This is a genomic window from Lutibacter sp. (genome assembly GCF_041562875.1).
GTDB lineage: Bacteria > Bacteroidota > Bacteroidia > Flavobacteriales > Flavobacteriaceae > Lutibacter.
In genome coordinates, this window is sequence record NZ_JBFFOE010000024.1 from 1 (window position 1) to 17,497 (window position 17,497).

Below are 17,497 nucleotides of genomic sequence, written 5' to 3' on the forward strand. Positions count from 1 at the left end.
ATATCACCTTCTAATTCTTTAAAATGCTTAAAAGTATTGGTGCTATCATGCTCATATATTTTTGAAATTAGATTTTGACGTAAAGCTAAAATTGCTCTTCTACCAAGATCTATTAATTTCACTTCTTCTGATACATCTTCTCCTATTTCAAAATCAGGTTCGATTTTTCGAGCTTCAGAAAGTTCAATTTCCTCATTATCATCTTCTGACATTCCATCAGCTACCACAATTCTGTTTCGCCAAATCTCCATATCTCCTTTATCAGGATTGATAATGATATCAAAGTTGTCATCTGATCCGAATTTTCTTTTTAAGGCAGCTCTAAAAACCTCTTCAAGTATTGCCATTAGCGTTACTCTATCTATATTTTTATCTCCTTTAAATTCTGAAAACGACTCAATTAATGCTAAATTTTCCATGCATCCTCTAAATTAAAATATTATTTTCACTTTTGCTTCTAATATGTTTTCAAACTGTATTACTTCGTTTTTAATTACAGTTATTTTTCCTTTTCCAAGTGGTTTTGGTTCTCGTGTTTTCCATTCTATCTCTATTTCATTATCTGTAACACTCTTAAGCAACCCTTGAACGGTTTTGTTGTCTTTCAATTTCAAATCAAGAATTCGATTGATATTTTTAACATACTGTCTTTTAACTTTTAAAGGGTTTGCTACATCAGGAGAGGTCACTTCTAATGAGAAATCTTCCTCTTCTCTATCTAAATTATGTTCAATTTCTCGACTAATTCTGATACATTCTTGTAATGTAACTCCATGATCACCATCAACCTCAACATAAATTTTGTTGTCAGCTAAAAATTTCAATTCTATTAAAAACAGCTCCTTATTTTCTTCAAGAGCATTATCTAATAAACCTATAACTTTTCCTTTATCCATTGTAGTAGTATAAAAAGAGGGGACTTATTGTCCCCTCCTATCCTTCTAAATTATCCTAATTCGGTGCAAATATACTAACATTTTTTTAAATGATAAAAATTCATTCTTCTTTTTAATTTAAAATTATTAACTTTACGTTTTACTTAACATTCTTTACGATAAATTTTTATGAAAAATATTTTAGTTCCTGTTGATTTTTCTGATCAAGCAAAATATGCAGCAAAGGTTGCAAGCGACATTGCTAGGGTTACAAATTCGAAAATATTTTTATTACATATGCTTGAATTACCAACTGGTATTGTTGACCCTTCTAGCTTTGGGAATTCTAACAATGCACCTACTACTTTATTATTTTTAAAACGAGCTTATGAAAAATTTGAGGATTTTAAAAAATTACCTTTTTTTAATGGTATAGAAATTGAAGATTCTGTACAATTTCACAAAGCTTATGACGGTATTATAGACGAAAGTAAAAAACAGTCTATAGATTTAATAGTTATGGGATCTAAAGGAACGTCTGGTCTTGAAGAAATGTTGGTAGGCTCTAATACTGAGAAAGTTGTTAGAAATTCAGAGGTTCCTGTTTTAGTTGTTAAGAGTGATGTTGATCATTTTAAAATTGAAAATATTGTTTTCGCTTCTAATTTTGAACAAAAAAGTAAAGTAGCTTTTCAAAATATTTTAAATTTCGCATCTCTTTTTAATGCTCGATTGCATTTACTTAAAATTAACACAATTCATAATTTTGAGACAACAAAAGAATCAAGTGATGCCATAAGAAATTTTATAAACGAATTTGATTTAGGTGATTATACGTTAAATATTTACAATGATGTTTCAGTTGAAACTGGTATACTTAATTTTGCTGCTGTAATTGATGCTGATGTAATTCTACTAAACACTAGTGGAAGGAGAGGCTTAGCGCATCTATTTACAGGAAGTATTGGAGAAGACTTAGCAAATCATTCCAAATTACCTGTAGTTACATTTAAAGTATAAAAACTTCAAAATATAAATTAAAAAAGCTTCAACTAATAATTGAAGCTTTTTTGTTGACATATAAAATTTGAACTTCAACTGATACCCACAAAAATGGAATTTGCTTAATAGATTGTCGGTTATTTCATAAGTGTAAAACCACAGTTAAACAGTTAATTTTTTTAATTTATTCTAATTTTCACTAAAGTTTCTCTTCATATTCGTACTATTTAATTATTTACATTAGAAAAGAGATAATTATGATTAAAATATCTCCATTAATTAAAGGGTAAGTTAAACTTAATTACTGCATATATTCTATTTAATTCAACCTTAAAAGATGGTATATTTGTTAACGTTTTTCTTATTCGAAAACGTTTTAGATTATCAAAATAATGAACACATAAAATGAGAGATTTAGAAATATTAATGAACCCAAATAAACTGGTTAAACATCTAAAAAAACCAGCTCGAGAATTCACAAAATACGACATTATTAAATTTATTGATGACCATCATATTGAAATGTTAAATTTTAGATATGTAGGTGAAGATGGAAAACTGAAAACCTTAAATTTTGTTATTACTAGTAAAGATTATCTTGAATCAATATTATCAACTGGAGAGCGCGTAGATGGTTCAAGTTTATTTTCTTATATAGATGCAGATTTTAGTGATTTGTATGTTATTCCAAGATTTAGAACTGCTTTTGTGAATCCGTTTACAGAACATCCAACATTAGATATTCTTTGTTCATTTTACATTAAAGGAGGGCAACCTCTTGAAAGTGCTCCTGAATATATTTTAAAGAAAGCCTCAACTCAATTTACGAAAGATACTGGCTATACTTTTAAAGCGATGGGGGAATTAGAATACTATATTATTGGCAAAAAAAATGATTTATACCCTTCTAAAGACCAAAGAGGTTATCATGAAGCCTCACCTTATACAAATTGGGAAAATCTTAGAACAGAAGCTTTACTAACTATTGCCCAATGTGGTGGCAAAATTAAATATGGTCATTCTGAAGTAGGTAATTTCACTACTGACACCCATATGTATGAACAACATGAAATTGAATTCACACCTGTTGATGCTGAAGAAGCCGTTGAGCAATTGATTATTTCTAAATGGATACTTAGAATGTTAGGTCAAAAATATGGTGTTATAATTAGTTTTGCCCCTAAAATTACAGTTGGCAAAGCCGGAAGTGGTTTACATATACATATGATGCTTGAAAAAGATGGCATAAACTATATGAACGATGAAGTTGGTTTAACTGATATTGCTAAGAAATTTATGGCTGGAATTTTAGATAAAGCACAATCATTAACTGCTTTTGGTAATTCCATTCCAACCTCTTACTTAAGACTTGTTCCGCATCAAGAAGCACCAACAATGGTTTGTTGGGGAGATAGTAATAGATCTGTTCTTATTAGAGTTCCACTTGGTTGGATTGCAAAAACAAATATGATTAAAGATGCCAATCCGCAAGAAAGAGGAGATGTTCCATATATACCAGGCAAACAAACTGTAGAACTTAGATCTCCAGATGGATCAGCCGATTTATACCATTTAATGGCTGCAATAATAATGGCCGCTAATGAAGGTATTTTAGCTGAAGATTCTTTAGAAAAGGCAAACAAAATGTATGTGAACGTTAATATTTTTAATGATGAACATAAAGCATTATATCACTCTTTAAATAGCTTACCTTCTTCATGTTATGAATCTGCAGAATGTTTAGAAAAAGACAGTATCTTCTACCAAAAAGATGGTGTTTTCCCTGAAGGAACAATAAATGGCTTTGTTAAAAGATTAAAAGGATTTAATGACAAGGATATGAATGAACGCTTATTTAACAACCATGAAGAAATTAAAAAAATTGTAGACCAATATATACATCACATGTAGCCTATTATTATAAGATAGTTCATTAACTTAAAATATCTTAGCCTACTGTATAATTAATAAAAGAGCCTTCGGGGCTCTTTTATTAATTAAAACACTAAATTACTATGTGATTTACTAAGCTATGAAAAACAAATCCCTTTAAACTTAAATGTTTATAGGGATTATTAATTTCTCTAGTTGACCTTGTAGAACAAGAAACGAGTGTAAAGAGTCAAACTTATTTGAATTCTTCACTTGACAACGCAAAAATAGGAAAAGGGGATAACTTAATTAATTTTAGAATCTCCATAGTCAATCATAATTTTAAATTTCTTTAAAGAGAGAAATATTTACTAACATATTAAAGCTTTTAATTTGGGATTAGAAAATCGCCAGTTTTTAATTTCCACCAATATTAAAGTTAAGACGTCCACGTCAATGGCATGGTTCGGTCTTTTTTGGCGGAAAGGTGCCTGGCGATACCTCTAGAATCTACAAGTTGCTGTTCCACGCTTTTTTTATTTCCAAACATTATGAAAAAAAACAGGTTTGTATTCCAAACAACTTATTGAAATATTTACAGAACAATCCTAGGCAGGTGAGTCTATATTTTCTAATTTTAATTATGTTATCAATGATGAAGGTCAAGCCTTTAAAATGATTCTATTCATTTCACAAATTGAAATAATTGATCCTGATGAAGATTTAGATTTTAGGAAAAAGGTAATACAAGGTTCTTGCTTTTTCGCATTAGAATTACTTTCTGAAAATCCTAAAGCGAACTTATTCGAATCTCTTTTAAAAAAATATAACTTGACCCAATCAGAAGACTCTTAGATAAGTAAAGAAAAATTGTAATTTAAAGATTTCTCCTTATTTAAAAATGGCTACACTAAAAAATAATGAATGACTAATAGAAAAAGTGTTTATTTCCAACATTCTAGTAAATTTACAAAGGACTTTTAAAAGAAAATAAAAAAAACCAACTCAGCAAGTTGGGGGAAAATTGCTATGAAAAAGATTCAAGCTACACCAATAAAAAATAAAATAAGCGTAGCTTAAAAAGATTAGGTCTATGAAAACCTAACAATCAAATTTACATAATTTTTATTTTCTAAAAAACAATTTAACCAATTAATTTTCAGACAACTAAATAAAATTGAAACACATTAACAAGGTATAAATTACTCCTTTTTTTTAGGCGTATTTAATCACATATAGTGAAGTATCCTAAAATGATTAAATAAACAAAATAGCGTTTTGACAGAAGTCAAAATTTATTGTCCTTAGATTTTTTTAATCACTGCACTCTTTTTAGATTCTTTTTAAAAAATTCGATACCTTTATTATTATTTAATATTTTATCTCTTTAAAAATAAACTTTATGAAATTTAATGCTGTTTTTTCTTATTTACTTTTATTTGTTTTTATTTTTCTAGTTATTTCTTGTAATTCTTCAAGAAAATTTACCGAAGACCAGATACCTATGTTAAAAACTGACATTTCAACTTTATCAGCTGATGAAATGGAAGGACGTCTTGTTGGGTCAAAAGGAGAAAAATTAGCATCCAATTATATTTCCGAACGTTTTAAAAATTTGGGAATCAAAGGGATAAATGATTCAAATTCTTATTTGCAGATTTTTGAAGTAAAACCCAAAGTAAATCCACATAGTATGGTCAAAGATACTGCAACAATTATTGGCCATAATGTTGTTGGTTTTTTAGACAATAAAGCTAAAAAAACAGTGATTATTGGAGCACATTACGATCATCTTGGTTATGGAGAAATGGGAGGCTCTTTGTTGCCTAATACAGAAAAGCAAATTCATAATGGTGCTGATGACAATGCAAGTGGTGTGGCTGCTATGTTAGCAATTGCAGAACGTTTAAAAGTAAAAAAATTAAAAACTTATAATTATTTATTTTTAGCATTTTCTGGGGAAGAAGAAGGCCTTTGGGGTTCTAATTATTATTCTAAAAACCCTACTATTGATTTTGATAATGTAGCTTTTATGATTAATATGGATATGGTGGGGAGATTGGATGAAGAAAAACGGATTGCCATACATGGTACTGGTACTGCCCCAGTATGGGACGTACTTATTGATTCTATTTTAGTCTCTGATTTCAAAATAAAAAAACATATTTCAGGGATTGGTCCATCTGACCATACTTCTTTCTATCTTCAGGATGTGTCTGTATTACATTTTTTCACAGGTCAACATGAAGACTATCACAAACCTACTGATGATGCAGATTTGATTAATTATGTGGGACTTGAATTAATAGTAGATTATATCGAAGAATTATTGACCATTATGAATGAAAAGCCTGCTCCTGTCTTTACAAAGACAAAAGATGATTCTACAGAAACACCTGCTTTTAAAGTAACCCTTGGGGTGATTCCAGATTATTTGTACAATGAGACTGGTATGAGAATTGACGGTGTTAATGATGGAAGACCTGCTCACCGTGCTGGATTGATTAAAGGAGATATCGTAAAAAAAATGGGAGATTTTGAAATAATTGATATGATGAGTTATATGCAAGCGCTAAGCAAGTTTGAAAAAGGGCAGACAATCAAAATCGCCATTGAAAGAAATGGAAAAATTATTGAAAAAGAACTTACCTTTTAATCGTTAAGACCAATTTTTTAAGCTTCTAATAACTGGGGCTGAAATGACATTTATCATAGGTTCTTATTGTGACAAAAGTTACTTTTACGGCCTAATAGATGACTAATGATATCTTCGCGAAAATTACTATTAATTTGTACTTTGTTTCTCATAGGTCTAAATTGTTTAAATGCACAATATACAACTGATAACTTTAGCCCTACTTCATTAATTATTGAGGGTTTGAAAGCGCCAAGCAGAATGGCTGTTGACACAAATGATCATATTTACGCTACTGATGCCATTCAAAAAAATATTGTAAAATATGATGGACAAGGAAATTATATAACTACGATAACAACTACCTTATCCCCTCTTTCAATTGCAATAAACAATAAGAATCAGCTTTTTGTAGGAGATAAGACAACAGGCTCCATTTATAATGTAAATCAGAACGGAAGTAAAACCTTGTTTTATGAAGGTACTTCAATGCCTAACTCTATGGTTTTTGGATTGAATAATATTTTATATATTGTAGACAGTCAATTAAAAAAGGTGATTGGTTTGGATGTTTCAGGAACTGTAGTTAAAGAATTTACCTATGATACTTTTACATTCCCTACTGGAATTGCTTTTGACAAGCAAAACAGCCATATTATTGTTTCTGAACATGGCGGTATTGGAGAAGATGTACAAACCTGTGGAGGAGGATCTATGTCTTTTGGAACTACTGGTCCTTTAACAACTATTTATATTTTTGATACTGATGGGAATTTAATTAATAATTTTGGCTGTTTTGGAACAAAAGACGGTCTTTTTCATAGAATTCAAGGAGTCACTGTCGGAACTTGTGGTAATATTTATGCAGTAGATCCTTATTTAGGAAGGGTAAATGTGTTTGATAACAATGGAAATTACATTACCAAATTTGGGTTACAAGGTAATGGCATCGGTGAATTCAATCTTCCTATGGATATTGTTTTTACTTCTGATAACAGTGCTATTGTTTCTTCTATGAATAAAGGGGCAATTGATGTATTTTCATTAACTAATAATACGCTGCCAACTTCTACAATTACAAGTGAAGATCAAACAATTTGTGCTAATTCCTTAGCAACTATTACGATTAACCTTACAGGTATTGCCCCTTGGACTTTTACGTATACAGTTGATGGAATAAACCCTGTTGAAGTTACAGCAAATGAACCTGTTTATAATCTTTCCGTATCTAAAGCAGGGTTTTATGAAGTTACAACACTTGTGGATAAAGATAATATTGCCGGAACTTGTTTTACTGGAGGAACAAACATTAAGGTAAATGAGCTCCCAACTGCAACTTTTTTAACAGCTGATTTTTCAAAATGCAACGATGTTGAAACTGGAGTCCCTGTACAATTTACAGGAATAGCCCCTTGGACATTTACCTACACTATTGATGAATTAAACCCAGTTAAGATTACCACATCTGAAAGTCTGTATAGTATTAAAACAGAAAAATCAGGACGCTATCAAATAATAACTCTAACCGATGCTGGATGCTCCGGAATCAATCTTACAGATAATACGAACGTTACCGTAAACCCATTACCAACAGCAAGCATTACCAATGAAAATGATTTTGCCACAATTAAACCTGGGGAATCTGCGGATTTCACTATTGCATTTACAGGAACGGCTCCTTACACGTTTACATACTTATATACATTTGACGTGGATGAAGAAATTACAATAACAACAAATGAAAACCCTTATACACTTACAGTTTCTAAAAAAGGTACTTATGAAATCTTAAACATTACAGATCAATTTTGCTCAAATATGAATTGGCAAGGGTATTTTGATATTTATTATATAGAATTGCCTCGAGCAACAATTATAACTTCCGATATTAAAGTTTGTTCAGGGACTTCTGAAGATATCGACATTTATTTCACAGGAGAAGCTCCCTGGACTTATAGCTATACAATAAATGGTTTAAACCCAACTGAAATTACAACTTCAAACAATCCTTATAAACTCTCTACTTCCACAGCGGGAGCCTATGAATTAATTGCTTTTTCTGATATCAATGGTTCTGGGACATTTTCAGGGATTACAACCGTTAACGAATTTGAGCAACCTAATACAACCTTACCAGCAATTATAGATATTTGTGAAGGAAATAATACAATATTAGATCCAGGTGTATTTAATTCTTATCTATGGAGTGATGGCTCGACTCAACAAACTCTGGCTGTTCAAACAGCAGGAACTTATAGTGTAGCAGTAACCGATCAAAATGGTTGTTCTGCTGAAGCTAGTGTGGAGGTAATTGTAAATCCTTTACCTTCTGTAGATTTAGGTCCTGATCTCGATATTTGTGAAACAGAACTACCATACGTATTGGATTCAGGAAACTATCAGTCATATAAATGGAGTAATGGAAGTAACAATCGTACGCTGGAGGTTACAGAAACTGGCAATTATAGCGTGACTGTAATCAATGCCTCGGGTTGTGAGAGCACTACATCAATAAATATTACAGTGCATCCGATGGTAACAGCTGACTTTTATTACGAAGGGCTCCAAAAAAGCATGCAGTTTTTTAGCACAGCTACCAATGCAGATTCTCATTTCTGGGATTTCGGTGATGGAAATACCTCAACAGAGGAAAACCCATCACATCCTTTTAAGGAAAAAGGAGATTATACAGTAAGCTATACCGCTTATGGTGAATTTTGCTCGGAGGCTCAAAAAACGGAACTCATCGAAATACGTAGTAGTGCTATTGATGATGTCATTGTAATTTATCCAAACCCGTCAAATGGAGAATTTACTTTAAAAATAAATCCAGATATGCCAATAACTTCTGACATTGTTATCACTATAAAGAGTTTAGCAGGGCAAATCATTTATAATGAAGTATTTAATGCAATGTCAAGCACTTCTTATGATGGAAATATTTATAAAAAAATAAATTTAGATCAATACTCTAAGGGGGTTTATGTGCTGAGTATTGAAGCCGCAAACTTTACGGCACAACATAAATTAGTATTAAAAGATTAGAAACATGAAAACTATACTACAAAACATATACAACTTAGGCTTCTTTACTTTAATCGTATTTGCCTTATTTTTAGGGTCATCAACTACAGTATTTGGCCAGACTACTATAACTCTTAATGTAGCTGACAACGTTAACTCTCCAGTGACAATTCCTCTTAATGCCACATCGGTAACCGTGGAAATCTGGGGATCCGGTGGTAGTGGTGGAGCAGGAGAAACAACTGGGGGGGGGAAAAACTCAGTGGACAATGGTGCAGGTGGTGGTGGTGGTGGTGCTTATAGCCGATCCATAAATATACTACCCGGAGATTATAATTTTGCTGTTGGAACTGGAGGAGGGAGTACTTCTTTTGGAACCTTATCTGCCGGAGGTGGTAGTGCTGGTGCTGACGCAGTAAACGGTGGTACCGGAGGTATTGGAGGTATTTCAAATGGTAATGGAAATGATGAAAATTTATCCGGAGTAGATGGAAATGATGCCGTGGGTGCCCAAGCTGGAGATGGTGGAGCAGGTGCCAATGGAGGTGCTGGTGGATTAGGTGGCAATTCCAGTGGTGGTGGCGACGGATCTGCTCTTGGTGGTGGTGGTGGTGGTGGATCAGGAAGAAATAATCTTGGTGGAGCGGGAGCCGATGGTCAAATTATAATAACATACACCCTATCAGCAGTTGCTCCTACCATAACACTCACAAATGCGAATCCTTCTGTTGTACAAGGAACCATTTCTGCAAACATAATCTACAGTTCCACAACTGGAACACCCACTACCTATAGCATAATTTACGACGCTACAGCTCTAGGTCAAGGGTTTTCAGATGTTTCTGGTATTGCACTCACAGATCCTATCGTTGCTATTGTTCCTTCAGGTGCTGCTATTGACGTTTACAACGGAACTTTAACCGTTAACAATGGGCAAGAAAGTATTGGGTATCCTATTACAATTGAAGTAACGGCTCCTGTAGTTCCCACCATAACATTAGGATTAAGCCCTTCAGTGGCACAAGGAATTACTTCTGCAGATTTACCCTATACTGCTACTACTGGAAGCCCTACTACCTATAGTATAACTTACGATGCTACAGCGCTAGGTGCAAGTTTTTCTAATGTCACCGATGCTCTGCTTCCTGCCAGTCCTATTTTATTGAATGTTCCGCTTAGCGCTCCTCTGGCTACTTACAATGGAACTTTAACCGTAAGCAATGGTCAGGTAAGTTCAGGATATTCTTTTACAATTACTGTAACGGCTCCAATTCCTACCATAACACTCACAGATGCAAATCCTTCTGTTGTACAAGGAACTACTTCTGCAAACATAACCTACAGTGCCACTTTTGGAAGCCCTACTACCTATAGCATAGACTATAATCTCGCAGCTGAATCCGCTGGATTTTCAGATGTTTCAGGCATTGCACTCGGAAGTTCTATCGTTGCTGTTGTACCATCAGGTGCGTCATTAACTACGTACAACGGAACTTTAACCGTTAACAATGGACAGGAAAGTTCTGGATATGCAATTACAATTACCGTAACAGCTCCTCCACCTCCTACCATAATATTGGGGTCCTACCCTTCCGTTTTACAAGGAACTACCTTAGCAAATCTAAGCTACACCGCTACTGCAAATCCTACTAGCTATAGCATAACTTACGATGCTGCGGCTATAAGTGCAGGTTTTTCTAATATCACCAATGCTCTGCTTCCTGCCAGTCCTATTTTATTGAATGTTCCACCTGCTGCTCCTTTTGCCGCTTACAACGCAATATTAACTGTAAGCAATGGACAGGTGAGTCCAAACTATTCATTTACAATTACCATAAAAGAAATACAAGGTCACAGTTTGACGAATTGCTCTTCTTGCCATATCACTCACAGTTCACCGGGCACTTCGCTTACGAGCGTTGCGGGAAATGCATTATTATGTCAAAGTTGTCATATTTCCACTGGTGAAGCAAGTGCTAAGCCACTAGTAGATGGAAATAAAGCAATACCAGGAGCAAGTGGAAATTCACATTCATGGGATGTTCCTGCTACCAACCCAACCTATCAAACACTTGCCCCCGCTGCTACAACTGAGATGGGAATGCGTCTTCCAGGTGGTAATATTATATGTTCTACCTGTCACGATCAACATAATGATGGAAATGCAGGCTCTCCATATTTAAGAATCGATAATACTGGAGATGCTATGTGCAAGGTCTGTCATTCGGTTAGAGATGTGCAACTATTTCAAAATGGACCTACCAACAAAGGTAGTCACCCCGTAGGAGTACCCTATAACGCAGTTGCTAAGTTAAATGCAAGTCCTACCTCTACACTATTGGTTGGTAGCAACGTAGAATGTTCCAGTTGCCATGGAGTTCATGATGTTACAAATAGTGGTGAGTTTGGTTCTGATGGTAACTTATTGAGAATGCCTAAAGGCAATAGTCTTTGTATGGATTGCCATAATTATCCTACTCATAATGGTTTTGATTGTTTGGACTGTCATGAAGTGCACAATACCGTGGATGGTATTATAGGAGATAATATTTACATGATTAGGGATGTTGTAAATGGTAGCCCTGTAAAGTTTTATGCTGAATCTGGTGTCAATTCATTTGTTGATAAAGATGGCATTGATGATGGTATTTGCGAGGTTTGTCATACTGCAACCACCCATCACCTTAATGATGGTAGTGGAATTACCCATAACGATGCCTCTGATAAAAGAGAACAAAGTTGTGTAGGGTGTCATTTCCATAATGCTGGTTTTGAAACACCATCAGGTCCACTTACCTGTGTAGGTTGTCATTCATCAGCACAACCTGGTGGTAGAGGAGGCGTCGTTCAGATTGTTGGTGCCACCATTGGTGAAATGAATAACACATTGTCATCTAGACATACCTCCTCCGGCATTGGTATCGATCCTCTTAATGAAGAATGTGAAGCATGTCATTATGATAATGGAACTACACACCCAACCTCCACAATGATGTTAAGAGACCCTGATGCAGCAGCTGTATGGTCAGGTGATGTCGATGTTTACTGTGTTAAATGTCACGATGGAAATGCGCCAATAACTCCTGCTGATTTTTCATATATCAACACTACTATCTATAATAAAGCATCTTATGTTGGTACACCCCATGACAATTCTGCTAATTCATGTTTGGGATGTCACGAAAGGCACGGATCACAAAATGCAGCACTGACAATGCAAGCGACAAACTATGAAAATTGCTTTGCTTGTCATGATGGAAATACTGCAAGTACAACAATAAGTGCAGCAAATATTGCAATTCCTGGTACAAGTGGAAATGGACATGCTTTCAATGTAAGTGCAAGTTCAGGCTTGTATGAAACCAATATTCCTTCCGACCCAGCAATGGCAGCACGACTAGATTCAGGAAATATAGTATGCTCTACTTGTCATGATCCACATGCCAATACAAATGGAAAATTATTGGTAAGTCCTAATTCTGCAGATGAAATGTGTAAAGATTGTCATTTACCTAGAGATAAGGGAACTTATGCAGCCGACCCTATTAATAATATAGGAAGCCATCCGGTAGGTATTGCCTATCCTGCAACAACCGATTACAATGCTGGACACACTTTACCGTTGATTAGTAGCAATGTAGAGTGCTCTTCATGTCATGGTGTACATGATGTTGCAGGAAGTCCACTTACTACTGATGGTAATTTACTAAAAATGACAAATGACAATAATTTATGTAAGGACTGTCATGCCTACCAACCACATCAGGGATTTGAATGTCTGGACTGTCATCAGGCTCACAACGGAACTAATATCATGTTGATAAAGAATCAAATTGATATAGATCTAACTGCGGGTGTAGATTTAAGATCTGTTACTTTTAGCTCTCAAAATTCATTTATTAAGGGTGCTGGTGCCAATAATGGAATTTGTGAAGTGTGTCATACCTCCACATCATACCATACCAATATTGATGACGGAACAGACCATAATGATGGAGCCAATTGTACAGGGTGTCATTCTCATAATGGTTACCCTCCACTTCCAGATCCCCAAATAATAACCTCATTCCCTCAAGGGAGTTGTCATAGTTGTCATGAAACACCAGATGATTACCCTAATACTGGAGCTCATGCTATTCACGCAGGTGCTCCGTATTATTACGCCTGCAGTACATGCCATCTAGATTATGGCGATGGAGGATCACTTGAAGGAGTGCATTCTAATGGTACAACAAATGTAGCATTTGATTTAGGCGGCCTTGCAACCAGAAACGGACAAGACGCAATTACTCCTACATGGGATTATGATGGTTCTAACCCTGCAACCAAAACATGTAGTAACGTTTATTGCCATAGTAATGGTATGAGTGCTGATAGAGGAACGGATCAATATGACCCTATCTTAGGCCTTGGTCCTGATAACAATCATGATTGGGCAGGTGGTACTATAACCCCAACAATTCCTTTTACAGGTAATCCGGCCATATTGCTAACTTATGAAACCACCCCTAGATGGGATACAGGTACATTTTCAACTTGTATAGATGCTTGTCATAAAGGACCTACAGCATTTCCTACAGTTGCAACTAATTATGATGTAACACCAGGTACATCACAAGAAGTTGTTGTAGGACAACACCCTTTAAGTGGATCACATGGTGGTTTTGTCGGTCAGCATGATGGTAATGGTAATATTGGCGCATGGGGAGCTTCAGTACAGTGTTTTTGGTGTCATGATGTAGATACCAGACTTGGAGAAGGTGGTATTAAAAAGCAAGGAACTTATGGAACATCCAGTCATATTGATGGAGCTGTTCAATTTAAAGTAGGAGAATTTGGAAATGGGCTAGGTGGCACTATGGTTTGGGAGATGGGTGGTAAAGCTAGGGCAAGAGGTATCATTGGAGGCCATTGTAACGGCCAAGCATGTTGGGATTAAATTAATAAAAAACTTAGATTATATATACGGGGCCAAATGCCCCGTTTTTTTGTCCACATATCATTGCTGGTTTAACCCACAATCTCCTTATTTTTACAAACTGTTTCTCATAAGAGGATTCAGCTCAAAAACATAATAACAAAACGATTACAAAATAGCCCAAAAGCATGGTGTTTAACGCATAATACTTACCTTTGATAAAAATACAATTAACTAATTACTACAAGTAATCAAAAAATGAAAAAATTTTGGGATACTCTATTTTCTTCTAGGCTGTCAATGCTTGTTTTATCTCTATTTATTGCAATTATAGGCATTGCCACATTTATTGAGAATAGTTATGATACTACAACTACAAAATTGCTAATTTACAATGCAGCATGGTTTGAGATCCTCATGTTGACTTTGGTCATATTTTATTTGATTAACAGCTATCAAAAAAAGCTTTTTAGAAAAGAAAAAATTCCCCAAATACTCTTTCACTTTTCCTTTATTTTCATCATCATTGGAGGAGTGGTAACCAGAAATTTTGGTTTTGAAGCCAATATGCACATCTTTGAAAACGAATATTCAAACACAATCTACACTGTAGAGCCTTATTTTCAAATCCGTACGGCTGATAAAAAAATTAACTATGCAAGCGAGTCTCCGTTGTATTTTTCACAAATAGAAAACAATGATTTCCATTTAGAATTCGACTTACAAGATAAATTAGAAATCGACTTTAAAGAGTACATTTTTAATGAAGAAACGCCAGATCAATTAAAGGTTATACTTTCCTATCAAGGAAAAAGTTACGAAGCTATTTTGCTTTATGATGACACTAAAACTATTCAAAAATTTAAATCGTACCAATTTGATAATTTACAATTGGAAATGGTTTATGGCCCAAAACCAATAGAGATTCCTTTTGCACTTCAATTGGAACGTTTTACGCTAACGAAATACCCTGGAACTGATATTCCTTCTGCTTCAAAAAGTAACGTGGTATTGATTGACGATCGAGTAAACTTAAAAGAAGCACATGTTATTTATAAAAACAATGTGTTGGATTATGATGGCTACCGCTTTTTTCAAACTTCTTATGATGATGATGAAAAAGGGACTATCCTTTCTGTAAACTACGATTACTATGGCACTCTCATTACCTATTTTGGATACATCTTATTGCTGTTGGGCGCCCTGCTAATTTTGTGGTCAAAAAAAACACATTTTTCACAATTAGATGATAAGATAAAGAAGATTAGAACCGAAAGAAAGGCGTTGATGATGACTATAATATTGTTGCTTGGTTCTGCTAATGTATGTGTTTCTCAAAATCAAATAGCCAACCCCATTAATGCGGCGCATGCAGACGCTTTTGGGCACTTATTAGTCCAAACTTATGATGGTCGTTTTTCGGCGGTACACTCTTTGGCTACTGATGTTATTCATAAAATTACAGGTAAAGATAATTTTACTACTGTATCAAAAGGAAAAATGGATGCCATGCAACTCTTTTTAGACATGCATGTGGATCCGGGCTTTTGGAGAAATCAAAAAATGATTGTTGTTCGAGAAGAATCTTTGCGAAACATTTTAGGCATTAAAGGCAAGTATGCCTCTTTTAACGATTTTGATAACAACGGTTATTACAAATTGGAAGCGTTGAATTATAAAGCATTTCAAAAAAAGGCAGCAGATCAAAACACCTTAGATAGAGAAATTATTAAAGTATCAGAACGCGTTCATATTTTTATGATGACCATTAATGGTACATCACTTAAATTATTTCCCGCATCAAATGCTAACAACAATAAATGGGTAAGTTGGGATGATAGCCTTGCGCGAATTCCTTTACCTAATGAATTATTAGCACTAAACGAAGATTTACAGCTTTCAGAATTTAATTATAATAACATGATGCGAGCATACCTTATTTCTACCATAAGTGCAAGGGAAGCGAATGATTATACTATTCCGAACAGAATAATGGGGTACATCAAAAGTATTCAACGACAATACACAACAACGGCATTATTGCCTTCCGATAGCAAGATTGAATTAGAAGTTTTTTATAACAAGTCCAACATCTTTGATTATTTAAAATATGTTTATGCTTTGCTGGGTATTGCACTGTTAGTATTCACTTTTGTACAGAATTTCAAATCGGAATCTAGCAAAAAACTTCAAATAGCCATTAAAGTAAGTATCGGTTTTTTTATACTTGCTTTTATCTTTCAAACTTTTGGTATGGGGTTACGATGGTATTTGGGAGGCCATGCTCCATGGAGTAACGGGTATGAAGTGCTACTACTAGTTGCTTGGGGGGTAGTTATCGCAGGGTTTTCTGTAATCAATTACTCCAAAATCACACTGGCATCTACAGCTCTATTAGCTTCTATCTTACTGATGGTATCTGGGCTGAGTTATTATGACCCTCAATTAACCAACCTAAATCCTGTGTTAAAATCATATTGGTTAATTATACATGTGGCTATTATTACAATAGGTTATGGATTTTTAGCTCTTAGTTTTATGCTGGGCTTTATTAACATTATCCTCGGGTTACTAAAACCCAAAACTAAGAAAAAATTGTTTTCTTTGATTATAGCAGAACTGACCTATATTAACGAGAAATTATTGACCATAGGAATGCTTCTAGCTGCAATTGGGACATACATTGGTTGTGTTTGGGCGAATGAATCTTGGGGTACTTATTGGTCGTGGAATGCCAAACAGACATGGTCACTAATAATAATTTTAGCTTATGGGGTAGTGTTACACCTTAAATTTATTCCTAAAATGCAATCCCACTTAACATTTAATATTGCTTCGTTTATTTCATTTGGAAGTGTAATTATGACTTTTGTTGGGGTGAATTATTATTTTACCAAGGGCTTACATAGTTACGCTTCTGACGACCCTCCGGTTTTTCCATTTTGGGCTTGGGTTACCATTGTTGCCTTTCTTTGTTTAATTATTGTAGCTGTTGTTAAAGAAAAATATACAAATACGCCAAGTTTAGCAGTACCCGAAAGAGAGGATTAGTAAGAAGCTTGTCTCTTATGCAATTTTTTTTGTGAGACTATAGTGATTTTATGGTTAGGCTCCTATTTTTGCAATTTGCAATCGGAAATTTAAAGAGTATTCTTAAACGGTATCTAAACA

At 34.4% G+C, this 17,497-nt stretch carries 9 protein-coding genes; 7 read left to right on the plus strand and 2 right to left on the minus strand.

Features of this window, described 5'->3' with window-relative positions:
• Both ABY863_RS05325 and rimP read right to left on the minus strand, forming a co-directional pair.
• The coding region (locus ABY863_RS05325; protein ID WP_372793232.1) for a NusA N-terminal domain-containing protein at positions 1-419 on the minus strand (419 nt) is incomplete at its 3' end.
• A gap of 12 nt (positions 420-431) precedes the next feature.
• Complete coding sequence (gene rimP, locus ABY863_RS05330; RefSeq protein WP_372793233.1) at positions 432-896, minus strand: ribosome assembly cofactor RimP; 465 nt, start codon at positions 894-896, stop codon at positions 432-434.
• A 168-nt stretch (positions 897-1,064) separates the two neighbouring features.
• Between rimP and ABY863_RS05335 the strand changes: the two genes are divergently transcribed.
• The 7 genes from ABY863_RS05335 (at position 1,065) to ccsA (ending at position 17,377) form a co-directional block, all read left to right on the plus strand.
• The gene (locus ABY863_RS05335) at positions 1,065-1,895 is read left to right on the plus strand and encodes a universal stress protein (protein WP_372793234.1); all 831 of its coding nucleotides are present in this window, start codon (positions 1,065-1,067) and stop codon (positions 1,893-1,895) included.
• 387 nt (positions 1,896-2,282) lie between these two features.
• Positions 2,283-3,788 (plus strand): glutamine synthetase family protein, encoded by a 1,506-nt coding sequence (locus ABY863_RS05340; protein WP_372793235.1) that lies wholly within the window; start codon positions 2,283-2,285, stop codon positions 3,786-3,788.
• Positions 3,789-4,424: 636 nt separating this feature from the next.
• Complete coding sequence (locus ABY863_RS05345) at positions 4,425-4,604, plus strand: hypothetical protein (RefSeq protein WP_372793236.1); 180 nt, start codon at positions 4,425-4,427, stop codon at positions 4,602-4,604.
• A gap of 547 nt (positions 4,605-5,151) precedes the next feature.
• Positions 5,152-6,405 (plus strand): M20/M25/M40 family metallo-hydrolase, encoded by a 1,254-nt coding sequence (locus tag ABY863_RS05350; protein WP_372793237.1) that lies wholly within the window; start codon positions 5,152-5,154, stop codon positions 6,403-6,405.
• A 105-nt stretch (positions 6,406-6,510) separates the two neighbouring features.
• Complete coding sequence (locus ABY863_RS05355) at positions 6,511-9,429, plus strand: PKD domain-containing protein (RefSeq protein ID WP_372793238.1); 2,919 nt, start codon at positions 6,511-6,513, stop codon at positions 9,427-9,429.
• Positions 9,430-9,433: 4 nt separating this feature from the next.
• The gene (locus ABY863_RS05360; RefSeq protein WP_372793239.1) at positions 9,434-14,347 is read left to right on the plus strand and encodes a CxxxxCH/CxxCH domain-containing protein; all 4,914 of its coding nucleotides are present in this window, start codon (positions 9,434-9,436) and stop codon (positions 14,345-14,347) included.
• 513 nt (positions 14,348-14,860) lie between these two features.
• On the plus strand, positions 14,861-17,377 hold the full coding sequence (gene ccsA / locus ABY863_RS05365) for a cytochrome c biogenesis protein CcsA (protein ID WP_372793240.1): 2,517 nt from the start codon (positions 14,861-14,863) through the stop codon (positions 17,375-17,377).
• Positions 17,378-17,497 lie beyond the last annotated feature (120 nt).